General features: G+C 35.1%; 23 protein-coding genes, 1 tRNA gene and 2 pseudogenes. 16 read left to right on the top strand and 10 right to left on the bottom strand.

From position 1 onward, the window contains the following. Positions 1 to 165: 165 nt before the first annotated feature. A complete protein-coding gene (locus ACQH2P_RS06580) occupies positions 166 to 1110 on the top strand; it encodes an aminotransferase class IV (RefSeq protein ID WP_425363524.1) in 945 nt (314 codons plus the stop codon). On the opposite strand, the gene ACQH2P_RS06575 is transcribed toward ACQH2P_RS06580, so the two are convergent. The 7 genes and pseudogenes from ACQH2P_RS06575 to ACQH2P_RS06545 form a co-directional block, all read right to left on the bottom strand. Further along, positions 997 to 2220, bottom strand: coding sequence for an IS256 family transposase (locus tag ACQH2P_RS06575; RefSeq protein WP_425362497.1), 1224 nt, complete (start codon positions 2218 to 2220; stop codon positions 997 to 999). The two genes, ACQH2P_RS06580 and ACQH2P_RS06575, sit on opposite strands and share 114 nt — an antisense overlap. 108 nt (positions 2221 to 2328) lie before the next feature. Beyond that, positions 2329 to 3660 (bottom strand): trigger factor, encoded by a 1332-nt coding sequence (tig, locus tag ACQH2P_RS06570; protein ID WP_425363523.1) that lies wholly within the window; start codon positions 3658 to 3660, stop codon positions 2329 to 2331. Between the two features lie 90 nt (positions 3661 to 3750). Then, positions 3751 to 3835, bottom strand: a tRNA-Leu gene (locus ACQH2P_RS06565). Between the two features lie 201 nt (positions 3836 to 4036). Next, positions 4037 to 5191, bottom strand: coding sequence for a succinyl-diaminopimelate desuccinylase (gene dapE, locus ACQH2P_RS06560; RefSeq protein ID WP_425363522.1), 1155 nt, complete (start codon positions 5189 to 5191; stop codon positions 4037 to 4039). A 21-nt stretch (positions 5192 to 5212) separates the two neighbouring features. Then, the gene (locus tag ACQH2P_RS06555) at positions 5213 to 5641 is read right to left on the bottom strand and encodes a universal stress protein (protein ID WP_425363521.1); all 429 of its coding nucleotides are present in this window, start codon (positions 5639 to 5641) and stop codon (positions 5213 to 5215) included. Between the two features lie 24 nt (positions 5642 to 5665). Next, a complete protein-coding gene (locus ACQH2P_RS06550; RefSeq protein WP_425363520.1) occupies positions 5666 to 6607 on the bottom strand; it encodes a TAXI family TRAP transporter solute-binding subunit in 942 nt (313 codons plus the stop codon). Positions 6608 to 6778: 171 nt separating this feature from the next. Further along, a pseudogene (locus ACQH2P_RS06545) lies at positions 6779 to 7045 on the bottom strand (type II toxin-antitoxin system RelE/ParE family toxin); the annotation flags it as partial. A 28-nt stretch (positions 7046 to 7073) separates the two neighbouring features. Here ACQH2P_RS06545 and ACQH2P_RS06540 point away from each other — a divergent pair. Further along, positions 7074 to 7292: a hypothetical protein gene (locus ACQH2P_RS06540; RefSeq protein WP_425363519.1), complete on the top strand. Its 219-nt coding sequence runs from the start codon at positions 7074 to 7076 to the stop codon at positions 7290 to 7292. Positions 7293 to 7573: 281 nt separating this feature from the next. Further along, positions 7574 to 7702: a hypothetical protein gene (locus tag ACQH2P_RS06535; RefSeq protein ID WP_425363518.1), complete on the top strand. Its 129-nt coding sequence runs from the start codon at positions 7574 to 7576 to the stop codon at positions 7700 to 7702. A gap of 7 nt (positions 7703 to 7709) precedes the next feature. On the opposite strand, the gene ACQH2P_RS06530 is transcribed toward ACQH2P_RS06535, so the two are convergent. Further along, the gene (locus ACQH2P_RS06530; RefSeq protein WP_425363517.1) at positions 7710 to 8345 is read right to left on the bottom strand and encodes an epoxyqueuosine reductase QueH; all 636 of its coding nucleotides are present in this window, start codon (positions 8343 to 8345) and stop codon (positions 7710 to 7712) included. 475 nt (positions 8346 to 8820) lie between these two features. Here ACQH2P_RS06530 and ACQH2P_RS06525 point away from each other — a divergent pair, with 475 nt between their 5' ends. The 3 genes from ACQH2P_RS06525 to ACQH2P_RS06515 all read left to right on the top strand — a co-directional run bounded on the left by ACQH2P_RS06525 (position 8821) and on the right by ACQH2P_RS06515 (position 11594). Beyond that, positions 8821 to 9177, top strand: coding sequence for a hypothetical protein (locus tag ACQH2P_RS06525; protein ID WP_425363516.1), 357 nt, complete (start codon positions 8821 to 8823; stop codon positions 9175 to 9177). Positions 9178 to 9200: 23 nt separating this feature from the next. Beyond that, positions 9201 to 10084 (top strand): IS630 family transposase gene (locus ACQH2P_RS06520; protein ID WP_425362619.1). Its coding sequence is split into 2 segments (ribosomal slippage): positions 9201 to 9521 and positions 9524 to 10084, totalling 882 coding nucleotides; the frame shifts between segments, so codons are not numbered across the junction. Next, positions 10068 to 11594, top strand: coding sequence for a DnaA N-terminal domain-containing protein (locus ACQH2P_RS06515; protein WP_425363515.1), 1527 nt, complete (start codon positions 10068 to 10070; stop codon positions 11592 to 11594). Before ACQH2P_RS06520 ends, ACQH2P_RS06515 begins: the two co-directional genes overlap by 17 nt. Positions 11595 to 11696: 102 nt before the next feature. Here ACQH2P_RS06515 and ACQH2P_RS06510 read toward each other — a convergent pair whose 3' ends face one another. Then, positions 11697 to 11849 (bottom strand): hypothetical protein, encoded by a 153-nt coding sequence (locus tag ACQH2P_RS06510; RefSeq protein WP_425363514.1) that lies wholly within the window; start codon positions 11847 to 11849, stop codon positions 11697 to 11699. A 220-nt stretch (positions 11850 to 12069) separates the two neighbouring features. Here ACQH2P_RS06510 and ACQH2P_RS06505 point away from each other — a divergent pair, with 220 nt between their 5' ends. The 4 genes from ACQH2P_RS06505 to ACQH2P_RS06490 are packed head-to-tail and all read left to right on the top strand — an operon-like array spanning position 12070 to position 17352. After that, complete coding sequence (locus ACQH2P_RS06505) at positions 12070 to 12606, top strand: hypothetical protein (protein ID WP_425363402.1); 537 nt, start codon at positions 12070 to 12072, stop codon at positions 12604 to 12606. Continuing rightward, entirely contained in the window at positions 12572 to 14155 is a 1584-nt protein-coding gene (locus ACQH2P_RS06500) for a palindromic element RPE1 domain-containing protein (protein ID WP_425363513.1), read from the top strand. The genes ACQH2P_RS06505 and ACQH2P_RS06500 overlap by 35 nt, the downstream gene beginning before the upstream one ends. A gap of 58 nt (positions 14156 to 14213) precedes the next feature. Beyond that, entirely contained in the window at positions 14214 to 15779 is a 1566-nt protein-coding gene (locus ACQH2P_RS06495; RefSeq protein ID WP_425363512.1) for a coiled-coil domain-containing protein, read from the top strand. Further along, complete coding sequence (locus ACQH2P_RS06490; protein WP_425363511.1) at positions 15772 to 17352, top strand: portal protein; 1581 nt, start codon at positions 15772 to 15774, stop codon at positions 17350 to 17352. Before ACQH2P_RS06495 ends, ACQH2P_RS06490 begins: the two co-directional genes overlap by 8 nt. Positions 17353 to 17479: 127 nt before the next feature. Here the strand turns inward: ACQH2P_RS06490 and ACQH2P_RS06485 are convergent, their stop codons facing one another. Further along, positions 17480 to 18373, bottom strand: a complete 894-nt coding sequence (locus ACQH2P_RS06485) for a transposase (RefSeq protein WP_425363013.1) — start codon at positions 18371 to 18373, stop codon at positions 17480 to 17482. Between the two features lie 108 nt (positions 18374 to 18481). Here ACQH2P_RS06485 and ACQH2P_RS06480 point away from each other — a divergent pair. The 6 genes and pseudogenes from ACQH2P_RS06480 to ACQH2P_RS06455 form a co-directional block, all read left to right on the top strand. Further along, positions 18482 to 18652 (top strand): annotated as a pseudogene (locus ACQH2P_RS06480) (Bbp19 family protein); the annotation flags it as partial. 35 nt (positions 18653 to 18687) lie between these two features. Continuing rightward, on the top strand, positions 18688 to 19602 hold the full coding sequence (locus ACQH2P_RS06475) for an Rpn family recombination-promoting nuclease/putative transposase (protein WP_425363509.1): 915 nt from the start codon (positions 18688 to 18690) through the stop codon (positions 19600 to 19602). A 3-nt stretch (positions 19603 to 19605) separates the two neighbouring features. Next, positions 19606 to 20397, top strand: coding sequence for a hypothetical protein (locus tag ACQH2P_RS06470; RefSeq protein WP_425363508.1), 792 nt, complete (start codon positions 19606 to 19608; stop codon positions 20395 to 20397). A gap of 501 nt (positions 20398 to 20898) precedes the next feature. After that, positions 20899 to 22272: a phage capsid protein gene (locus ACQH2P_RS06465; protein ID WP_425363507.1), complete on the top strand. Its 1374-nt coding sequence runs from the start codon at positions 20899 to 20901 to the stop codon at positions 22270 to 22272. Between the two features lie 30 nt (positions 22273 to 22302). Further along, on the top strand, positions 22303 to 22863 hold the full coding sequence (locus ACQH2P_RS06460; RefSeq protein WP_425363506.1) for a hypothetical protein: 561 nt from the start codon (positions 22303 to 22305) through the stop codon (positions 22861 to 22863). 7 nt (positions 22864 to 22870) lie between these two features. Further along, entirely contained in the window at positions 22871 to 25468 is a 2598-nt protein-coding gene (locus tag ACQH2P_RS06455) for a phage tail protein (protein WP_425363505.1), read from the top strand. Positions 25469 to 25483: the final 15 nt, after the last annotated feature.

The following is a 25483-nucleotide window of genomic DNA, read 5'->3' as shown; positions in this document are numbered from 1 at the left end:
GGTAAATTTACTATATATCGCTACAATGTTTATAATCCTGGCATTTGCTAATACCCTAAACTAACTCTTCGCTAATAGCGGAGAGGCTATCTAGAACATTAACGGGTTAGCTATATATAGCCAAACAATATTATTAGTTTTTTTAATTTAAAATATATAGTTAGTATGAATAAATTTATCCTTTACAATAATGGGGAATATGTCCTCGAACACGAGGCTAAGGTTTCTTTTTTAGATAGAGGGTTCCAATTTTCAGATGGTGTGTATGAGGTTATATCAATACACCTAGGTCATCCAGTAAAATTATCAGAACATTTACAAAGGATTAACCGATCTTTCTCTATTATCAGGATGGTGCCACCATTTTCAAGTGATGACATGTATAAAGATATCATACGTGATTTAATGAGTAAGAATAATATACAAGAAAAGGGAATAGAAGAAGGGTATATTTATATACAAGTAACACGAGGAGTAGCACCAAGAAGTAGACCTTTCCCGAAAGAAGTCAAACCTACGATTATCATTAGCGTAAAACCATATGATTTCCCAATCCGCTATAATCCTATTAACGATAGTTTTGAAGGTTGTGTTAATGGAGTGAAAGCAATAACAGTACCTGATGAACGTTGGAAGCGTAGTGACTTAAAATCCTTAGCATTATTACCAAGTGTTTTAGCAAGTCAAAAAGCATCGGAAAATGATGCTTTTGAAGCGATAATGGTAAAGGATAATGGAGAAATAAGTGAAGGAACAGTCACAAATGTTTGGATAGTTGATTCTAATGGAGTACTAAGGACTCATTATGAAGGGTTTAGTATCTTACCTGGTGTAGTGAGGAAAACTATAAAAGAATTTGCTTATAAGCAACATTTAAATTTCGAAGAAAAACCTTTTTCAGTACAAGAAGCTTTAAATGCAAAAGAAATATTCTTAACTGGTACTAGAACTAAAAGGCTCTGTCCAGAAAAGTGTGTAAATTTCCAAAATAGGTCATTAAATTTTGTTAAGCCTATCTTCAAATTTGATCATCAAATGAGCCATAGCTTCATTCCAGTTGGGAATAGGCATAGTCCATTTTTTGGTCATATAGTCAATTGTCAAATATAAGCTTTTAAAAACAGCACTATCACTAGGGAAAACACGCTTATTATTTGTTACTTTACGCAATTGACTATTAACAGATTCAACTGAATTAGTGGTATAAATTACCTTTCTAATTGCCTCTGGATATCCTAGAAAAATCATTAAATTATCCCAATGATTATACCATGATTTGGCAATTTGTGGATATTGTTTATTCCATTTTTCTTCAAAATATACTAAAGCTAAATGTGCTTGTTCTTCCGTTGCTGCAGTATATATCGGCTTTAAATCGCTAGCCACCTGCTTCCTATCTTTATATGATACGTATTTTAAACTATTTCTAATCTGATGTACAATACATAATTGATGTTCTGTTTTTGGATAAACTGCTTCTATCGCCTCAGACATACCAGTAAGATTATCACTACAGGCAATCAGTATATCCTTTAATCCTCTATTTTTCATTTCAGTAAAATTACCAAGCCAAAATTTTGCCCCTTCATTTTCACTGATCCATAATCCCAATATATCTTTTCTACCAGATAAATCAATCCCTAATGCAACATATATTGCCTTGTTAATTATCCTTTTGTCTTGCCTAACTTTTACTACTAAACAATCAAAAAATACTATCGGATATATCTCTTCTAACGGTCTACTCTGCCAAGCTTTTACATCATCCATTACATCATCGGTGATCTGACTGATTAAACTCTCACTTATTTCAACACTATACAACTCTTGTAATTGAACCTTAATATCAGATACACTCATACCTTTAGCATATAATGATAAGACTTTATCATCAAAACCATCAAAACGTTTTTGTCTTTTCGGTAGTATTGCTGGTTCAAAGGTACTACGCCTATCTCTTGGTACTTCTATCTCAACCGCTCCATGTTCGGAGATCAGTTTTTTGCTAGTTATACCATTACGAGCATTATCATTATCTACACGACTGTATTTATCATAGCCTAGATGATTATTCAATTCTGACTGCAATGCCTTCTCTATCAAGCGTTTGGTCAATTCTTTTAATAATCCTCCTTCTTTCAGTATTGTGCTTACATCTGTATCATTATCTATTAATAAATCTACTGCTTGCTTTATTGATTCATTTGTTTTTTTATTCATGTAATTTCCTTTTTTGTTATATTTTTATATATAACCTATCTCGAAATTTACACACTTTTCTGGACAGAGCCTACAGAAGAGTATATATCCCTAATTCAATCGCCTTTACTATACCACCCGATCTTCTTCTTGTGTTAAAAATTCCTCAAGCTCTTCTTTTGTGTAATTTTTTTCCTCTAACATTATCTCATTGTCAAAAATATGTTGCACTGTTTTTTCTTCTAATAAAGGACCTTTTAAGTGTTCAATAGTCCCAGGGTTCTCTTGATAAAATTTTAATATTGCTGTTTCTTGACCTGGAAATCTCCTTGCTTGAGCCATAACAGCATTTTTAATATCATTCTGCTCGATACGTAAACTCTTAACCTTCATGTATTCGGATAACATCAGTCCTATTCTAACACGACGTAAGGCTATCTTGTTATAGTACTCACTAATTTCTGATTCTGATTTATCTTTAAATATTGAATCTGAGTCGCTACTTTTCTCCGTTTGAGATTTTAAAATACTTACTTCCTGGGCTATTAAAGATTTAGGGACATTAAACGTTAATAGCTTTTCTAATTGATCAAATAAGCTCATTTTCATTAAAGTACGTATAGGCTCACTATATTCATTTGCCATACTTTTAGAAACATTAGTACGCAACTCTTCAACTGTCTTACAATTAAATTTCTTAGCAAACTCATCATCAACTACTATCTCATCAGCAGAATGTACAGCCTTCACCTGAACAATAAATTTAGCCGGCTGACCTGCGATTTGTTCCATATGATATTCTGCCGGGAATGTAACATTAACCTCTACCTCATCTCCAGTTTTACTACCAATAAGTTGATCCTCAAACCCATCAATAAAGGCTCCACTACCAATTACTAACTTGTAATCTGTAAGCTTACCACCTTCAAAAGGCTCATTATTGACATAACCAATTGCATCAATAGTAACTTCCTGTCCCTTTTCTACTTGCCCTTTATTTTCTTTAGTATAATTTTTTGATATAGATGCAAGCTTATCTATTTGCTTATTAACCTTCTCTTCCTCAACTACTAATTTTGGGTAAGTAACTTTAATTTTTTTGAAATCTGGTAATTCAATATTAGGTAGTAGTTCAAATTTTAGAATAAATTCTAGATCCTTATTCTCTTGATCACATACATCTTCTAATCGTGGATCACCTACTGTTTTGAGTTTATGATCTTTAATAATGTGCTGTACTGCGTGATTAATTTCATGGTTTATCACATCAGATCTAACAGATGGTCTATATTTTTGATTAACAATGCTGATTGGCACTTTACCAACACGAAATCCATTAAGTTTAACTTTTTTCGATAAACTATCTAATTCTTTTTGCACTTTATTGGCAATTTTAGAAGAAGGAAGGACTACTTTCACTTCAAAATCTAGACCTTCATTTTTAAGTTCTGTGACTTGCATACTAAAAAACTCATTAGCAATATTAAAATACTATGCAAAAACTTGAAGAGCTACTAAACCAATCACTCCAATTTTTGCGTTATTTGTTTGTGGTGCGGATGGAGGGACTTGAACCCCCACGCCTTGCGGCGCTAGAACCTAAATCTAGTACGTCTGCCAATTCCGTCACACCCGCATAGTTTACTTGACTACTTATAGCTAACCCAACTAACATTAACATCACACCCAATTCGCAAACGTCATTGCGAGGAGCTACTTTAAGTAGCGACGAAGCAATCCAAGAAAGTTACTAGAAATGGATTGCTTCGTTCGGGCTTCATGCCTTCTCGCAATGACGTCAGTTTGTTATGGACAAATACTAATCGGATTAGCTATATCAACTAGTCTCAGCTAGAAATTTCGTCAGAGAGTTATAATACACATGATACAAGCTTTGTAAATCTCTAATTTTTGTATATTCGTTAATTTTATGAGCTGTATCAGACAATAAACCAAATTCTACAACAGGACAATAATTTTTAATAAACCTCGCATCAGAAGTACCGCCACTAGTAGATAATTTTGTAGATATTTGAGTTGTATCAGATACTACTCGCACAAAATCAGCAATTAATCCTGTTGGTTCTTGAATAAAACAATCAGCTGAAGTTACCCTACTTAATTGGTATTTAAACTGGTATTTAGTACAATATTTGTTAACTATCTGATCTATCAAATCTGTTATGCTAGATGGCGAATGCAGATTATTAAAACGAACATTAAATTTTGTTGTAACTCTCCCAGGGATTACATTAGTGATATCATTACCTACATCAATAGATGTAATTTCTAAATTTGACCGTTGGAAAAATTCACTCCCTTCATCCAGTCGATAATCAACCAATTCATTAAGTACTTGAATTAAAGAGGGAATTGGATTATTGGCTTGTAATGGATATGCCACATGCCCAGCTGTACCATATAGAGCTAAGTTAAAGTTAATACTACCACGGCGACCAATTTTTATGGTATCCCCTACTTGATGTTCACTTGTTGGTTCGCCTACAATGGCAAGATCGATCAAATTATTACCACCTTGATGCAAATATTTTAGCATTTCTACAGTACCATATTTACCGTTTCCTTCTTCATCACTAGTAATTAGAAAACTAATTGAACCATTAGGAGTTGGATTTAACTTAATGAAACGTAAGCTAGCAGCCAAAGAGCATGCTATCGCTCCCTTCATATCTACAGTTCCCCTACCATAAATCTTGTCACCTACGGTACTTGCTATAAAAGGGTCGTTAAGCCATAAGGCTCTATCGCCTGCTGGCACGACATCAACATGCCCAGCAAAACAAATATTAGGACGAGTAGTACCATAAACAGCATAAAGGTTGGTTACTTTATAATCATCTTCACCAAATATTTTGGTTTCAGTCTTAAAACCATTCTGTTCTAATAAATTACTAATATATTCAATACAACCGCTACTCTTAGGAGTTACTGATTGAAAACCAATTAACTTTTCAAGAATGTTTATATACATACTTCAACTCTTCTTGATATTCTATTCTCGAACAACCAAAACAGATACCCCGGAATGTCGTACAATTTTGGATGAATTGGGACCTAACATATAATCTCTAAGTTGTGGTCGTACCGCTGAAATAATAATTAAATCAGCTTTCACTTCATTGGTATATTGTATTATTTCATCATAGACTGCCCCTCGACCAATATATAATTCAACTTCGATCTCTTCCGGCACATATTGTCTAATTAGTTCTGTTACTTGTACCCGATATTTTTCTTTTTGATCTTTTGCCCAACTTTTAGGCAAATAATCCTCAACCATTTTCATACCAAAATCCGAGATGATATAAAGAAAATGCAATTTGGCACTAAAGATAGTGGCAAAACTTAAAGCCTTTGGTAATATCACCTTAACCGATTGTTTATCCGACAAATCTAATGGTATTATTATATTTTTAAACACAATTAACAACTACTCCGATATTTATTATCTATTTCTTACTGCTGAATGTTTTGGCAAAATAAAACTACTAGTATCAGCAAAATGCTTAATATCGATATTATATAACATATAATTAGAATGTTTAAAATGTTTTACATTTTTGTGAAACATGCCAATAAATTTATCTAATAATTTAGCATCCATACTGCTATTAGTAACTAAAATTGCCGTTACTGCCACTGTATTCATATCTGCAGTGACTCCAGGATATAATCTTTTATCCAGTAATCCTTTATGAAAAGCTTTATTAGTGGCTAGTAATTGTTCAATTTTATCATTTTCCATAGGTACAAAATCAATCCCACAGCTATTAGCAGTAAATCCCACTAAAGCATTAGGATGACCTATCGTCATGATCATCACATCAATTTTACCATTACAAAATTGTTTTATTGACTCTTCATAGCTAACCTCATCAGCATCTATTGGCTCTTTGGTAAAATTATATAACTTCCTGATAGCATTGTAAGTAATAGTATTACTAGATAATGACAAACCATTTGATATTCTCTTACCATCAATATCTGAAAACCCCTTTATTTTATCCTTGTCCTGCCCTTTTACCAAAACAGTAAAAAACTCGTCATATAAATTAAGCACCTGACGCATTTCTTGCATTTTCTCTGTATTGGCATAATGCCCAACAGCTTCAAACGCTTCCAATGCTATATTGGATTGCACTAAAGCTAAATCTATCTTACCTTCTCTTAGCAAAGTTAAATTTTCAACACCTCCATTGGTAGGTACTACTTCACAATTTACACTTTTATCAGCTAAAGTCATGGTTCTACACAAATCTAACCCGATAGAGTAATAACCTTTCAAAATGGAACCAGAACCAATTCTTACTGTCTTTTGTGAAGCAAAAACACAATTATTAGTAAAAAACAGACAAAAAACTACCAATAAAGTTCTAAAATTATTCATAAATATAATATACACTATAATTAATTGACCACTAATACTCTTTAAGATAAATAATTTAAAAAAATCACTTTTCCTAATCCAAAGTACCCTTACTACTGTTGATAATCAAGATAATTGTTACAGTTCACACAAATTCTGGATAACAAGTTATTCCAAATTCGGTTTAAATAATCATTTAAAGATATCACTATGTGTTCCTGTACGTTCTAGCCTTAACACTTCATCGTCTAAGTAGTAAAGTAATACCCAATCAGGTTCTATATGACAATTCCAAATATTATTCATATTTACAATCTTGTGTAAGCAATATTTGGCAGGCAATAACAAATGATGTTCTACACCTTCATTAATATTTTTTACCAACAAATCAGTTGTTCCTATTAATTTTGTAATATTTTTACCACGTTTGTGCATTATAGATAATTCTTTCTCAAATCGTCTAGTATAGTTATGCTCATAGGATTAGGTGATAAAGAACATAACGATTGTAAGTTGTCATTCCCGCGTAGGCGGGAATCTAGATACCTGCTTTCGCAGGTATGACACAAAGTTTGTATCACCTAATTCAATAGGTTTCACTATAGCACTTTGTATAATCATATCAAGTGCAGCTTTTTGTACATTTCTTCATAAGATGAATATGTATTTATATTCAAGCCGTTACTTGATTCTTTTAATGTGTTAACAGATTCTTCATTTAATTTTTTTTCTTGATGTATTCTAATGTATATAGCTTCTCTTACAAAATTCATTATCGTATCTTTTTTGTACGCAGTGTGAATTTTTAAGAATTGATGTAGTTCATTAGGAATATCGATACTTAATCTTGTCATTTTCATACTCACACTCATTTTTAATAGCTACTTAAGTAAGTATATCAGTAAATGTATAAAAACTGAAGCCAAATTTACATTAATTTCTTTGGCAAAATCTTAAATTGAGGTATAGTTATGCCTATAGGATTAGGTGATAAAGAACATAACTATTGTAAGTTGTCATTCCCGCGTAGGCGGGAATCTAGATACCTGCTTTCGCAGGTATGACACAAAGTTTGTACTACCTAATTCAATAGGTTTCACTATAGTTTGTATGTAAAAAATTATTATTCCTTATAATATTCTTCTCCAATTTCAATTTCAGTACGGTTATTTGACTTACGCCAATTATTGGTATCCCTAAGTGAGTAGATACAGCCACAATATTCTTGCTTATAAAAATTTTCACGTTTAGCTATTTCATACATTCTACTACTGCCTCCATCTTTACGCCAATTATAAGTCCAGTAAGTTATTCCATCGTAATGAGAGGCAGCTTTGATACCAGATTCATTAATTTGGTTCATATCTTTCCAGCGGGAAATACCAAGAGAGCTGGTGATAACTTTAAAATCATTCTCATAGGCATGAAGTGCTGTACGTTCAAAACGCATATCAAAACACATAGAGCAACGTTTACCTCTTTCTGGTTCCCATTCCATACCCTTTGCTCTAGCAAACCAATTTTGTACGTCGTAATCTGCGTCAATAAAATTAATACCCATTTTTTCAGCAAAACGAATATTTTCATTTTTACGAATTTCATACTCTTTTTTAGGATGAATATTGGGATTATAGAAAAAAATAGTTAAGTCAATACCGGACATTAACATTTTTTCCATAAGTTCTCCTGAACATGGGGCACAGCAGGAATGTAATAGAACTTTATTTCCACCATTTGGTACGGATAGGATTTCATTCATAATTAGCTGCTAATTTTCTTTATAAAATTTTAAAATAACATATGATATAGTTATGCTCATAGGATTAGGTGATAAAGAACATAACGATTGTAAGTTGTCATTCCCGCGAAGGCGGGAATCTAGATACCTGCTTTCGCAAGGTTAACACAAAGTTTGTATCACCTAATTCAATAGGTTTCACTATATAGCTAACCCAACAGTATACTCCGTCATTGCGAGGAGTGCGTAAGCACGACGAAGCAATCCATTTTTGGTTACTTTCCTGGATTGCTTCGTCGACCTACGGTCTTCCTCGCAAGAACAAAGGGTGTGGTTTAAAATTTTCCGCCCAACCAGCATGTATATTACCGTTCCAACTATTGTCTAATTCCATCCAAAAACTTCTATATTGTTTTTTTAGTGTTTTTTTGACAAAATCCCTCAAATTTGACCTACAAAACAGTCTATTTTTAACCGTTTCTCACGGGGAGGAAATATGACAGAATCATTAACTTTTTCCGACGGTTTAGTTGAAAATGCTGATACTATTTTCTATAACATAGTCGGTAATTTCGTCCCGCCTGAATGGCGAAACCTTACTAATAATTGTGGTAAGCAATTAACTAAAACTTCTCGTCAACTTCTATCTTTGATAGTTTCTTGTATAAAAACTGATAACCACAACAATACACTAGAACTACAAGAAAGCTATCATTTCTTCGAGAAAGAACTAGAAGTTTGTCAAAAACGGGTTAAACAATGTCTAACAGAATTACAAACAAGTGGGTTCATTGATTTTACTTTAATTATAGCACTTAACATATGGATTCAAATAAGTTATAATGATAAATAATAAAAAAATTATATAATAGAAATATGGCATCCCCCTACAGTTACGATTTACGTTCTAGAGTTATAGAACATTATGAGAAATATAAGAAAGTAGCACTTACATGCGAAACCTTTAAAATTAGTCGGTCAATAATCTATGATTGGATTAGATTAAAGAAACAAACTGGAGATATAAAGTCAAAGGAGGGATACCAGAAAGGATATGGTCATAAAATCCCTGATTTATCGGAGTTGCGTCATTTAGTAGAAAAGGGTAACTCGTTAACGCTTACAGAAATAGCAAAAGAATTAGATAATGTTGCAAGTATAATGACTATCAGCCGAGCTTTAAAGAAACTCAACATTACTCGAAAAAAAAGACATATGCGTATAAAGAAAGAGATGAAGGAAAGCGACAAGATTTTCTCAGTGAATTAGAAAAAGTGCCGATAGAGAGACGTGTTTATCTTGATGAAGCGGGCATAAATGATAATGAATCATATGAATATGGATGGTCAATGAAAGGAAGTCGTTGTAATGGGAGTAAATCGGGAAAACGTAGTGAAAGAACAAGTTTTATTGGTGCGTTAAATCAGAATAGTTTAATCGCATCACTAGTCTTTACTGGGAGCTGTGATAGTAAGGTATTTGAAGCTTATATAGAAAATTGCCTTGTGCCGGAGCTAAAGCCTGGACAGGTTGTCATTGCTGATAATGCAAGCTTTCATAAATCCAAAAGGGCTAAAGAATTAATTGAAAAAGCTGGCTGCAAACTAAAATTTTTACCACCTTATTCCCCTGATTTAAATCCTATTGAACATCATTGGTTTCCGATAAAAAATAACATTAGAAAATTATTAGATAAAGGTATTTCTGTATTTGAGGCAAGTTGTAGAACGTTTAAAATAATGTATGAACCTATATGTTAAGTGCTATACTACTACGATTAAATATAACATAAAATGTCGCAATACTTTATGTATCAAACTCCTTAAGAAATTTATAAATTTTCGTAAAGCTAATAATAGCTCTTATCACTTTAATTATACAAATAGTCAATTTAGCCATAAAAAAATTTCCACTCAACCGGAAAAAATTTTCCACTCAACTGGAAAAAAATTTCAAAAAAACGCATCTATATATATATCTATAATATCTAGATGCGGCAAAAAAAATTGTTCTTGTGGACAAAATTGTGGACAAAATGTGTCAGAGTCTGAATCAACTGAGGGGCAAAACCTTAATTTACCGCTTGAGGTACCGGAAAAAAGAGGTGAACAAAGTGTGACAGAAATTGAGTCAACTACGGAGCAAAGTTGTAATTTGTCTCCTGAGGTAACGATAAGTTCAGATGAACAAAATGTGTCAGAGCCTGAGTCAACTGAGGAGAAAAGTTTTAATTTACCTATGGAGATAACGGTAAGCTCAGTAAGTGAAGAGTTACCCTGCAATTCCACAGACGGCAATTCCGGCGATGTAGCTCCAACCGATGACAAGTCAGACCACGATTCAGATTTCGATTCAACAGGTATTTCCTCAGGGAGTAGCTGGGTTGAGCAAGAGGCAAGTAAGGACTCATCAAGTTGGATTAGCAATATTGCCAAAAAGGCTAAAGGCTGGTATTCACCTATGGAGCTAAAGGAGTTTTACCCATTGACCGAAGAAGATGCTGTCTGGCTAAGAAGGAGAACAGGTCGTGATTTCAATTTGAGCTTCATGAACAAGCTGTTAATTAAACATAGCGTGAACTCTCCTAAAAATCTCTTTCCCTGCAAGAAAGCAGTACTGAACTACATGAGAAAAAGTTTGATTCATGAAATGCGTCCACCTTCTGTAGTAAATAACCCAAGCTTTAACTTCAAGATGGACAATACTACCAAGGCAAGAGAGGCTTATTTGCGGAAGGTAGAAGCTAGTAAGGGCGTTAAACCACTGAATCAGTTGCAACGCAAGATTGTTGGAGCTTTTGAGCCTAATACTGCTTATAAATTGCTGACTAGCTGCAGTTTCTTTGGAGTATATGACGATGAATACAAGATTGATCTAGCAGATATCTCTTTGTCAGAACCTGATAAATGCACATTGCTCCGGAAAGTGCAAGAGGTATATGGCAAAGAGGTTCTGCAATTGCGTATTACTAACAAAAGAGTTCCATCGGATTATTATTTAGAGCTAAGTGGACTAAACCCAGAGTCAGTGTGGTATAAAATAAGGCAATATCTGTTAAAGTTATACGGTGAGAACTTGGACAAATCCTGGTTTAGCAAGTTAGAAGCAGTTGAAGAAGATACGACTTGCAATAAGATCACTCTCAAACCAACCACTGCCTTTATTGGACACTGGATTAGGACTAATTACAAGAAAGCTTTGGAAGATGCTTGCAGTAGCCAGAATTTTACTTTTGAGTTGATGGAAGTCGATAGAATGGCTGGGCTGTAAGCTATGGAAAATAGAAGAAAAGACTAATTGTATTCAGCAAGAAAAAAATGATTACAAAGAAGTTAATAATAATCAAGAGTTATTTAATGAGGATTGAAAACACTATAAAACCACTACAGAAGGTTTTTTGAACTTAGGGAAGATGAGAGTAATACACCTTGTAGCCACAGCACCACATTCCTCTGAAGAAGATGGGGTTATACTAAATTCGGCATTTGTAGCTATTTTGGTGAGATTTTTAGCAGTTTTTGTCACTTTTTTACATTTTTTGGCAAAAATTGCCCACAAAATCACCCGGGGGGTGTCCGTGGCACAAAATGGGGTATAGGGGGGCGTTTCACGAAATTTTTTTTGAGGTAATTAATCACTTGTTATTAAAAATTTTCACTTTTTTAGTTTTTATTTTTCAAGTAGTAAAAAACCTGAAAATCAGGTATAATAGAGGTTATTACAAGGGATTTTTAAAGAGTTCTATATGATTAAAAATTATGGTTTGTTCGAAAAATATTTAGCAAAGATATCATCCAGTACCATCAGTAAGTTTGGTTCAATAGAGGATATCTCTAATTTCCTATTATATCTTTGTGAACATGGTAACATTGTTATTGCAGCTAAGAAGGCCGGTTGTATCTCACCACTTAGGTTGCATCGAGTTATTAATAGCGATAAATATCTAGCCAAATGCGTCAATTTAGCTTTAGCCATTGCGGTAGATAGAGCAGAAGGGGTGTTATATGATAGGGCAATTAATGGTTATGAAGAAGTGACTTATAACAAGGACAATCAGGCAATTGCTACTAAGAAAAAATATTGTTCTAAGTCATTGTTGGAATATCTTAAAGCCAATTCGCAAAAATATCAAACGAGGAAGCATGATGTTAGTTACCATAGGAAAAATAGTGATGAAGGTGAACAGGTAACCAAAGCCCAAGAAATGTCAAAAATGATAGATGTAGCTAATTTTGAAATAGAATCATATGAAGCAGAATACGCAATTGCCAAAGGGCAGTAAGCCCAGAGTGATGAAAACTACTAGTAAAGCTAAAGCCAGCAAAGAGGTTCCTAGCTCTACGGGTATTAGGCTTTCTGCAAAAATCGCTTATGCTGAGAAATTTGAAGGAAACGCTTCACCTCGAACCGCAGCGTACTCCAGTGTACGTGAGGATTCGAGTACCGCATTGACGTCCAAATTACCAGCAGAAGTGGAGTTTTGCAGAAAGCCTAATAAGTTTCCGGTGGACTGGTCGCCCTACCCATTTCAACTACCTTTGTGGAGATATTTATACTCTGGTGGTAAGAAAGCTATAGCCATTTGGCATAGAAGAGCTGGTAAGGATATTATGGGTATTAACTGGATCACTGCTAGTGCCATTCGAGAAGTTGGTATTTACTGGTATGTCTATCCTACCTATAATCAAGCAAAAATGAGTATATGGGATGGTATGACATTATCGGGGCGTCCTTATATGTCATTTATCCCTAAAGGGATTATTGCTCGTAGTCAGCAATATAAGCAACGGATATTATTTAAAAATGGCTCAGTGATTCAGTTTGTTGGCAGTGATCGTTATGCTACTATCAGGGGTAGTGGTATTAAGGGAGCAGTTATCTCAGAGTATTCTTACCATGATCCACGAGCTATGAGCTGCGTTATAGAGCCGATGGTAATTCGTAATAATGGCTGGTTGCTTTATTTGTATACTCCTTCCGATAATCCAAAATTAACACATGGTGAAGAACTATACCGGAAATACCAAGATAGTCCGGAAGTATTTTGCCAAATAAAAACTATTGAAGATACTACCGATAATGAGGGACAACCACTAGTCGATAAAAACAAGTTAGTTTCTGTTGATATGACTAATGAAGAGATTCAAAGAGAGTTTTATTGTGACTTTGCTGCCTATCGTTACAAAAGAGCTGATCAGGGCGGTACTTTTGTTGAACAATTACGGCTGGCTGAAAGTCAGGGACGTATTGGCTATGTGCCATTTGATGCAAGCTATCAGGTTAATACTTACTGGGATATAGGTATTGTTGATTATACAGTGATTTGGTTTGTTCAAGAAAAAAAAGACTATATCGATATTATCGATTTTTATATGAATAGGGGTAAAGATTTAGAGTTTTATCTTAATCATTTAAGAACTAGACCGTATCAATATGGACGTAATGTATTGCCCCATGATATGAGTAGAAGGCAAATGCCGACTTTGGATACAAGATTACAACAAGCCAACGAGATAGCAGAAAAAGTAGGCTTCTCACCTTTTGCTATTGGCAGGAAATATTTACGGGAAGAGATGATAACTAAAGTAAGAAGTTTGCTAGGTACGTGCCGAATAGATGCCGAGAAATGTCAGCGTGGTATTAATGGTCTCTATGAGTTTGATGCTACTAAAAGGGGCGTGCATTCTAGCTCCTCGAGAGCTACTGATATAACCGAGAGCTTTTGTTATTTAGCGATGGATGCTAAAACTGGTAATGAGCAACAGCAATCACAATATAATATATCACAATATCGTAAAGTGGTGAATGATTATAATGCTTTGGAGAGGTAAGTAGGATGGGTGAAAGTAGTATAAATATAAACAACTATAATATGGATGAGGTAGTATAATGCTTCCATTGTTAGCAGCCCTAGCTGTAAGTGCAGGGTGTGTTGGAGCCTATTGTAGCGATACTATTTCTAAGGGTATTATTAGGGGTATTACTAAGATTCCTGGTGTCAGGTATCTTACTGGTGCTGATTTAGCAAGGCACAAGCGTAACTATGAAGAATCACGCATTCGCTATAATAATTATGCTCATGAAGCACAAACTACTATCAATAATCTATCTGGCGAAATACAGCAATCGATGCAGGGTTTACGTTCTCTAGAAGGGCAACAATACCACTATAGCAATAGAAGCTATGAGATGGAAAACCAATTAAATCAGTATGCTAGCCAATATGATAATAACTTAAAGAATATAGAAGCCCAAAGAGCTAGGTTATCTTCCTCAGCTCAACAACTTAAACAATCTTTTGAAAGCTTAAAACAGAAGGCTCCAGCTCTTGAAGCAAGAATGAGAGAAGTGGAACAACTACCGGGTGTCTTCCAAAATCTCTACGATCGAGTAGCCCAGCAGAAAGACAGTTTGCGAGGTTTAACTGAAGAAGAAGCCGGCAGTGCAATTGCTAAACATCAGCAAGATGTTGAGTCATTAAAAAAGCAACGTCAGGCAATAGAAGAGAAAATCCGTTATTCTATGAATGATATTACCAGGGAACATAAAAATATAAGTATGGAGAAAGCTGAGCTTGAGCATCAGTTAGGTAACTATCAAGCAAGTCAAGATCGTCTATTGCAAGATACTAGTAAATTTGATCAGGCAAGATATCAATTAACCAGCATGATTGACCAATATAAACAACAGCAAAACAGAGCAGAACAAATAGAGACTGATTATGCTAGTCGGCAATCACGTATTGAAGGTCTACAAGATAAGTTAAGGAGTTATAGTGGATCTGCACAAAGCCAGTTGGATAGCTATGCTCACGATGTAAAGTGGCGGGCTGGAAAATATGAGAAATCAGCTGGAATCACTGGTTTGGTACAGGGGGGAGTTCTTGGTGCCTTAACTTTTGGAGCTACTATGGGACTCGCAGGACTCGCAGGATTCGGAGGACTCGGAGCAGGAATAGCTGCTGGGACAGGTTCAGGGTTAGTTGGTATTGGTCATTATATGAACACATCAAATATTGCTAATAAACTGGGAAACCTTGAAAAAATTGATCTTGCTAATAACCATCAATATGATGGTATGTCAGGCAATTTAGACCAAATGGCAAGATATGGTAGATCAGGACTAGAAAAAATGCCGATAGCTGAGCTTGGTGGTTTAAAACAAGCAGTAGAACATTTTAACATGAGGTCAGTACCTAGACTACAAGATTTACCGAAATTATCTGAATCTCTGGGCAAGATAGTCTCACTTAAAGATATTGAAGGATTAACCCTTGGTTTGCCTAGCATGACTGCAGCTAGTGGCAAGAAATATAACTACGAGGTGTTATATGATAACGAATTTATCAAGAAGCTCAAGAAAGTGTCAAAGAAGCTTGGCGAACCATATTTAAACCCAAACTCAACCATAAATCCAAACACAAACACACGTAATATGGTAACAGCATATGGCTGATAATGATTTAAACAAAAAAATTGAATATTTTGACAGTCTCAAGAGCAAGAGGGAGAAATGGCATCATATATGGGATGAGCTGAAGAAATATGTATGCCCACAAACTGAGAGTAATAAAGTAATATTTGATTCAACTTCTATTTGGTCAAGAGAGCAATTAGCATCAGGTTTACAAAGCTTGTTGGTAAACCCAGCAATGAACTGGTTTAACCTTACTATAGTCGCTGAAAATGACGAGCAGCAGGAATATTTAACCACCACTGAACGTAACATGCTAGCTCAAATGCTAGAAAAAACTCTAATGGATATATTTAATAATCCGGCTTCTAATTTTTATAATCAGATTCATCAGTTTTTTTTGAATTTATCAGCCTTTGGTACTGCGATATTCTATGTTGAAGAAGATTTAGAATTAGCACAAACTCTGTTCTTTCGTAATATTAATTTACAAGAATGTTATTTTGAAGAGGACAAGTTTGGTTTTGTTAAGACAATGTACCGACTCTTTAGCATGCCGATAAAATCGGCATCAGCTAAATGGGCAGACTTTGCCCCTTTCAAGGAAAGGCTAGCCAAAAATCCTGATGAAATAGTAGAAATATTGCACATAGTTAGCCCGCAAGCTCAAAATCAGAAAAATAAAGGCAGAAAATCAACGGCAGCTAGCCCCTCAACATCTAGCTCATCAACATTAGAGTATAGTTCAGAATATATCTATTTAGCTGAGCGAAAAATTATCAGTCAATCGGGCTATTCTTATTTCCCATTTTTTGTCACGCGGTGGGTAAAAGAAGAAGGCGAAGTATATGGCTATGCTCCGGCTCATCATGTACTACCTGATATTAAGTTGTTAAATAGTTTAAGACAAATTACCCTAAAAGTAGCCCAGAAGCAGCTAGACCCACCATTATTAGTACCAAAAGACGGATATTACTTACCGCTCTATACTACGCCAGGCAGTGTTAACTTCTATCGCAATGGTATGGCAGATAAAATAATACCACTAACTGGTATGGAAAATATTTTGCCTACTGAGATCGAACAAAATCAATGTCGCGATGCCATATATAAGGCATTCTATATCGATATATTCAGGATGCAAAAGGAAAACAAAGAAATGACTGCTACTGAGGTGCAAATTAGGACGGAGGAACAATATCGTTTAATGTCTCCGATGGTTGGTAGAATTGAGAGTGAGTTGTTAAATCCGTTAATCATGGCAATATATCAAACACTAATCAAATATAACAGAGTACCAATCTTAGAGGGAGCAAATAGCCCACCCGAGATAGAGATTGAATATGTTTCACCACTATCCAAGGCACAGAAAACATCAGCAATATCTAGCGTTGAGCAAGTATTAGGTTTCTTCCAACGAAGTGGTATCAGTAACTTTTTTCCTGAAATCTATGATAATATTAACTGGGATGAATGTTTTAAACTATTTTTTGAGCTGAGAGGGGCTCCAAGTTCAATCCTTAAGAATGAGCAAGAAGTATTACAAATCAGACAACAACGTAAGATGATGCAAATGCAACAATTACAACAGCAGCAACAACAGATACAAGGGTAAGGAAGAACAAATGAAACTATCAATTAACTCCTCATCCCCACCAAATTTACTAACAAAAGAGCAATTAAAATCAATTTATTGCAAGCTTTTTAGTGGAGAAGATGGTAAGATAGTATTAGAATGCCAATTAAGAGCAAAACCGAGTTTGCATCATGAATAGAGCTACCGAAATTTTACCAAAAACATGTACCATAAGCCCATTGTAAGATCTGACCTTACTAGCTATTTGTATATTGGTCTTTTCTTCAATCCAATTAAATAGCGACTCTATGGGTTGCCTCACGCTTGATATTGCACTGGATAGTAGTCTATCTGCCGCATCTAACAATTCCTGCCCTTTAGCTTTCTTAACCGGGGTGTATAGAGTAATACCACCTTGATCTGCAACTGGCTGATTCCCTGTTTGATAGGCTTTGTCTGCGAAAACCCTACTATTTTCTGGTAATTGCTTAGATAATTCCTCATAAAACCTTATATCTGCAGTACCAGCATCCGTTATTCCAAAATATTGCGGTATAGGCAAGTATCCCTTTTTGTAACTTCCCGCTGCATGTAATTTAATCCCGTAATAATGGAGTTTTTTAGTTGCACAGTAACCATTATTAGTCGCAATCTCTGGAGCTATTTTTGCGTTAAATCTTCTACCTCTATGAGCTAATATTATTGGCATAGAATCCAAAAGTAATGGATAAGACTGATTATAATCTTTTGGAAGTTGGTGATAGAGAGCTGTCATTAAACCGCTAAACAGATGAGAAACTTTATTTAATCTCTGTACAAAAGCTACATAGCTTGGTAACGCTTTAAACCAGTCACGCAAGTGCCTATCGGTATATTCATAAATTTCCTTAACTGTATGGCGTTTACTCATAATACCGAATATATAGATTGTCATAACCTCTTCATCCGAGAAAGTTAAATTTGAATAATTAGAAATACGTGCCATGTTTTTTCTTAACTTATGTTGATATTCTTTGCAAATAAATAGGTAGAGTGATATTAATTGTGATTGCCAATCCATATAAAATGCCATTTTACGTTGAAAACAAAGACATTTTATCTATTGGATTGGTACTTTTCAAGCATTCACTTAGTCTTCTTCAGCTCTTAATTCGCATTAGAGGATTTAGCTCAAATGAGTGGTATATATCGCAGCAATTTTGTTAGGCAAGAAAGTGATTACACTGCCTTTCTGGAAGGGCATCGAGCTTTGTTCCTATATATCTGCTCGCAGATTTCAGAAGATGATGGAATTAATAATATCGATGGTGCTAAAAATATTAATGAATCAGATAAATAAAGGCAACATTTAGTACAATTAAGAGGTTATGTTATATGTTTTTATCAAAGTTTCTTGATCCTAAAAATGATTTTTGTTTTCGTAAAATCTTTGGTACTGAAAAGAACAAAGATATACTAGTGCATTTTTTAAATGATGTTCTCAAGTGTGAAGGAAATGAGAAAATAATTGAGGTGACGTTTTTACCAACTATCCAAGTTCCTGATATTGCTATTTACAGAAAGTCTATAGTTGATGTTTTATGTAAAGATCAACACGGTAATCAATTCATAGTAGAGATGCAGGTAAGTAAGCATCCAGGATTTGAGAAAAGAGCCCAATATTATGCAGCTAAAGCATATTCTCAGCAAATAATTAAAGAAGATGAGAACCACAAGAAACAGGCAGTATATGCAAAATTAAAAGGAGTGATATTTTTAGCAATAGCTGATTTTGTGATGTTTGACGATAAAAAACATTGGAAATCGCAACATCGTATTTTAGATACAGAGAGCTATGCCAATGATTTAAAAGATTTTTACTTTGTCTTTTTAGAACTCGAGAAATTTAATAAGACTATTAATGAGCTAAAAACTATTGAAGAAAAATGGATGTATTTTTTCAAGCATGCAGGAGATAGTGCATTAACATTAACAGAGATAGAGAATTTAATAGGTAAGGATGAAATTATAAGGAGAGCATTTGAGGCAGTAGACCAAGCTAGCTGGTCGGAGGCAGAGCTTAACACCTATGAGCAAATGACCAAAGCTCGTTTTGATAATTTAGCGGTAGAACAGCAACAAATTGAAGATGCTGAAGCTAGAGGCGAAGCTAGAGGCGAAGCTAGAGGCGAAGAAAAAAGAGCTATAACCACAGCAAAAGAAATGTTAATTGATAATGAACCAATAGAAAAAATAGTTAAATATACAAAACTAACCCTTGAAGAAATTAAAAAGTTAAAAGAAGAATAATCTATGAGCAAAGAAGTAACTGCTAATAACTATGAAACTAGCCCTACTTCCTCTGGTAATGACTGGCTAGCTAACATGCCTGAGGAAATACGCAAAGCTGAGTCACTGGGTAAATTCAAGGATGTCTCATCTTTAGCTCAGAGCTATTTGGAAGCAGAGAAGAGCTTGAATCAGCGAGTTGCTGTGCCAAAAGATGATAGCTCTGATGAAGAATGGCATAAATTTTATAGTCGCTTGGGATTGCCTGAAGATAAGAGATATACTGATAAACGAGCCAAAGAAGATGAAGAGTATTTAGCTCGTTATGAGGACATGTTTTACCAAAGTGGATTATCTAAAAGGCAAGGTGAGAAGCTGCTTAATTCTTTGTATGGTTTTTCGCAGGATTTGCAGAAACAGCAACAAAATGCTATTGAGCAAACACGTCACTCTCACATTGGTTGGCTGAAAGACAATTATGGTGAAGGTTTTGACAGTAAAATGACAGTGATGCAGGCAGCCTTATCTAAGTTTGGCACTAAAGAATTGGCTAAATTAATTGAAGACTCACATTACTCACCAGCTTTAGTTGATTTATTAGTTAAAGTCGGTGAAACCTTAAAATCCGACTCGTTAGTAACTGGTAAAGAGCTACCAGCAATTAACAGTAGGGATGGGGCATTAGCAGAGATAGAAAAGCTTGAATCTGACCCCGAGTTTGTGGTAAAATTAAAGAGTAAAGACCATACGGGACATGAGCAAGCTGTTAAACGTAGGGAACAATTGTACAAAATTGCTTATGATAAAAAACAATAGACTTCCTACATAAGTCAATCTAGTTGGTGATTTTGGTGTCGAAACTCGCCTCCGCTCCTCGCGTACGTCTATGTACGCTGCGGTACTCGGCTTCGTTTCTCCTAAAAATCCCTCAACTATCTTTGACTTATGCTAAGTAAGTCTAATAAAAAATAACGTAACCAACCAATCATTAAAGTTTGATGTAGGTGACAACTCATTTTAAGGCTGCAACTTCGCAATAACCTATCATAAAAGAGCCACTAATATCATATATACCCGAAAAATCGTTAGCTGCGTAGCGGACAACGACCACATTCTAGTATAAATGATATCGCACTTTAATAAGACTTACCTAGCATAAGTCAAAAATAGTTGAGGAATTTTTAGGAGAAACGAAGCCGAGTACCGCAGCGTACATAGACGTACGTGAGGAACGGAGGCGAGTTTCGACGACAAAATTACCAACTAGATTGACTTATACTAAGTAAGTCTATTGATAGATTATTTGAGGAGGAATAAATGGAACAAATAACAGATGGTCTTAAAGAACAATTTGCCAAAAATATCAACTTAGTTATTCAGCAAGAAGGCTCTAAACTACGAAAATGCGTTACTAATGGCACACAGGATACTGAGGTAATTAGCTTTGAGTCAATGACTACCCATGAGGTGGAGAGTAGAACTAGACACCCGATTGACCCTGATAATCATTTGCATGGGCATTACGCTGATGATGGAGACCGTGACAAGCTAGAACAAATAGAATTTAAAATACCAACTATTTCAAGACGCTTTTTGACGGCATCGAGCTATCATTGGAACGCTACCATGGATAGGAACGATAAGCTAAACCTATTAACCGATCCTACCTCACATTTTCCTAAAATGGCAGGCTGGGCAATGGGTAGACAACAAGACCGGGTTATTATCAGTGCTTTTGCTAGTCCTGTCAGAGCAGGACGGACAGGCAGCAATGTGATTAACTTTGATGTAGCTAATAATGTGGTACCGATAGGAATTAGGGTTACTGATGTTAATTTAACCTTAAATGCTCAAGTTGCAGTTGCTGCCAACAGAGGTATCATTAGCTCGAAAAGAGCCGGACTAACAGTTGATAAACTAATAAAAGCTCATCATATCTTAAAAAAACGTTCTTTTGGTATGTATGATAAATTGTACTTACTATGTTCAAGTAATCAAATCTCAGACTTGTTACGCGATCCACAAATTACCAATTATGACTATAATAACGTTAGAGCTTTAGTAAGTGGTGAAGTTAATAGTTTCTTAGGATTCACTTTTATTACTAGTGAGATGCTGGGTGGTATATTTGATAATACTGGGGATGCGGTTCAATCTAGATATGCTGCTAGGGATTGCTATGCTTTTAATGAAGGAGCTATAAGATTCAACACGGTCAGTGGTTCTAACAAGAAGGGTATTGAAGAGCTAGTACAATATCATTATGCCAAGGTATTATATTACAGTGAAGCTTTTGGAGCTAGTCGTGATAATGAACAAGCAGTAGTTGTCATTAAATGTTTAGAGAATTACGATCGCAACAGCCATCAAGGTGCATTGTGGAAAGCAATAGAGGCGGTTCATCACAAGAGAGGTGTGCATAGCATAACAATGCCATGGCAGATGTTTGGCAATCAATGTCGGAATAGTGATAATACAGATGATATTAATGAAAATGATTTAGCAGTAATTGCCAACGACAATTTAGCTACTAGAGTACGAGGGATGGTCATAAGGAGAGCGGCTGCCGGTGGTATTGTTGGTGGTGTGGCTGCCGTTGGGGGCGTTGATGTTGCTGGTGGTGATGCTGATATTGTGGAGGATGATGACTTTGCTGGTGGTATTGTTGAAAGTGAAAATGATGATGAGTAACTTAAAAATTTATTCATTAGTGTAGCTACCGTGAAATATGAGATTATCAAGAAGGCAGTAGTGCTACTTGGCTCAAATGTTGGTATTAGTAGCATTGGTGGTGGTAGAGTATCAAAAGCCGAAGAATTATGTGAGGAATTTGTTAACCCTGCTATTGAAGATACTATATTAATGGTTAAGTGGTCATTTGCCTTACGGAGAGTCGATAATATCGAAGGTAATAGACAAAACTTTACCGAAGTACCGGACATTAATGATTGTATTAAATGTGCGGTAATAGTGCCATCTAATCTACAATTTTATACAGAAGCAGGTAAGATTTACTTCAAGGGCGGTAAACTTACCTCACTGTTTTACTATAGCAGAAACATTGTTGATAATTTACTAAATAACGATATGACTATTTGGCAACAAGTACCTGCTAGCTTTAAGTTATTAGCGGCTTTATCGTTAGCCTCGCAAGTGTCATTTGCTATGTATTCCGATAGTATATTTGCTGATGGACTAAAAAAACAATATTTGATCAAATTAGAAGAAACAAGAAGAATTTACGCGGTTGATTATAACCTAATTAATTCCGGCGAAGTGTAAATATGCTATGCAACAAGAACAATTTGTTTACTCACAGAAAAACAACTTTTCAGGTGGTGAGCTAACACCAACCATCGAAGGTAGAACTGAGCTAGCATTATATCAGAATGGCGTTAAGAAGCTGATTAATTTTATGTTACTGCCATCAGGTGGCATTATGCGTAGACATGGCACACAATTTGTTCATTTGTTCACTGATAATGTGCCAAAGAAAATGGCAGCTGTGATGTTTTCAAGAAAATTATCCTACTTGCTGGTTTTCGAATCGCACCAGCTAGAGACTCGCTGCTTATTCTTTGTTGGTGGAGAATTGTTGTTAACTAGTAAAGTTATACAGGATGAGGGGCAAAATTTCCATTTTCGTCCTAAGGATTTTTCTTATGTAGTGTTTCAAGGAATTGCTTATATTTCCTTTGGTAATAAGAGACCAATTTTTAAATTCTCCGTTGATCCGCAAATTGTCGAGCAATTTTACCAACATATTGAAGAACAGGCAAGAAAGAGACAGGTAGAATATGGTGAAAGAGCTGAGATAGCCTCAAGTAGTAGCTATGAGCTAGCCAGTAATTTTCCTGGTAAAGATAAGATGTTTATTATTGAGCCTCTAAAATGTCAAGTTAATTATTTTACTGTAAGGCAAGAAGGATATAATACCATACAAAAACCTTTTAATGAGGTAATCTATGGAGCGGAAGTAGATCAAATTAACAATACATTAAAAGACCTTTACCAACGAGCAGAAAATACAAGATATGTTGGTAATCAATCTCCCATCTATAAAGCCGAGCAGGAGAAATTATATTGTACTTCAGTGGTTACTTTTGAAAACCGATTATGGTGCTTTGGGGTTAATAAAAATATTCATTCAATTTGGGCAAGCTATAAGGGAGATTTTAGTGATTTTAGGATGGCATATAGGACTTTGCTAGAGGCTCGTAACCCGTTAAGTGCTTTTTCAGCAACCTTCTCCTCATCTACTTTTGATAATGTCCTATGGTCAGTGCCTTTTGCTGATGAGTTATTATTAGGCACTAGTGATGGCATTTATTTAGTCAAAGAAGGAGATCGAGCTAAGGGGGAGTTTGTCAAAATCCATAAAGAGATTGAGCTACCGATATCACCACTGAAACCAGTAATAATAGGTAAGACCATCTTCTTTGTTGAAGGTAATGGCTGTAAAATCAATAGTTTGTATTATTCACAAGAAAAAGGTGGCTTTCAGATATCAGACATCACTGCCTATGCTGAGCATATATTTGCTGGTGGTATTAGACAAATTGTTGGCTGTAATAGTCCATTTTCGATGATAGTGGCAGTGCTAAAAAATGGCTCTTTTGCTAGTTTTATCTATTCGCATGATTTAAAAATTATGGGTTGGTCACAACATTGGCTGGGTGGCGATGGTCAAGTATTAGGTATCACGCCGATCTATGCTGAAAGTGGCGATATGTTATACTTGCATGTTCGGAGAAGTGATGATACTGGTGTAAGCAGCAAGGAATATCTAGAAGTACTGCAAACTCGTTATTTTTCTGCCAAGCATTTTGTTACTGATAAAGCAGTTTATGCTGATTGTCGCGTAAATATCCAACAGCCTGGAGAAAATGCTGCTTGTCGGTCAATGATGCAATCATTAAAGGACGATAGTGCTTATGAGTTTAGAGGTGATATAACCAAGCTAGAGCATATTGTACAAGCTCAAGCAGAAACTATCTTGAGACTTAAGATCGATAATGTTGGTGATTGTTTTAAATACAAAAATAGGCTAGTTGCTAATTATGATGAATATAGAGCTGAGATAGAGAATTTTTTACAAAAATATTATCAAAATTATTTACCTAAGATTATGAATATTTTGGCGGTATCTTTTGCCTATCATCGAATATTCTCCCGTATTTATGCGGAATTAGACAATTTATTTTTAAATAATCCTGAAAGCTTTGTTACAATCGAGCAATTATTATATGATGGTGAGCGGCTTGGTGGTGATATTATTGAATCGGTGGAGCTACTGAATGAAGGTGATGTACCAGCTATTTTAAGAGATGGTGGCTTGATGGAATACTTGCCTAATAGTGCTTTTTCCTTTCGTCCAACTATTTGTCTGCAAATAAAAAAGCTAAATACCGAGCTAATCCGATTCATTGCTGGTACGGTACAAGATATTATGGCAACTGCTAAGCAAAATATTGATCTACAATTTGAAGTAAGTAGAGAAATACAAGAGATGCGATCAGCGGTTAGCCACATCAATAAGAAAATATTGCTATATTATGCCCAGCAGGATAGTGATAAAAAATCCGGGCTGCTAGTTAATTTAAAAAAGTTTTTTGCCAAAACAGGAGTGGATTTTTACCCAGAATTGCTAAATATCGCTCATCCAGAACTAACTAAATATATATTTGGTGAGCAAACTAAACAATTAATTAGCCAGCAAATTATTGGATTTGACCAACATACTAGCAAGCAACAAATAAATGATAAATTATCAATCATTACTAATCAATTAATCGATAAATTACAACAAATACATAATGACAATAAGATTAATGAGTCTCCCCGTCAAAAGTCTAGAAGGATAATATATAATATGGTTAGCGGGTAAAAATATCTAGATAAT

The organism is Candidatus Tisiphia endosymbiont of Hybos culiciformis (assembly GCF_964030975.1).
Lineage (GTDB): Bacteria > Pseudomonadota > Alphaproteobacteria > Rickettsiales > Rickettsiaceae > Tisiphia.
Note: the sequence above shows the minus strand (reverse complement) of the source record. Positions and strands in the feature narration are given on the sequence as shown.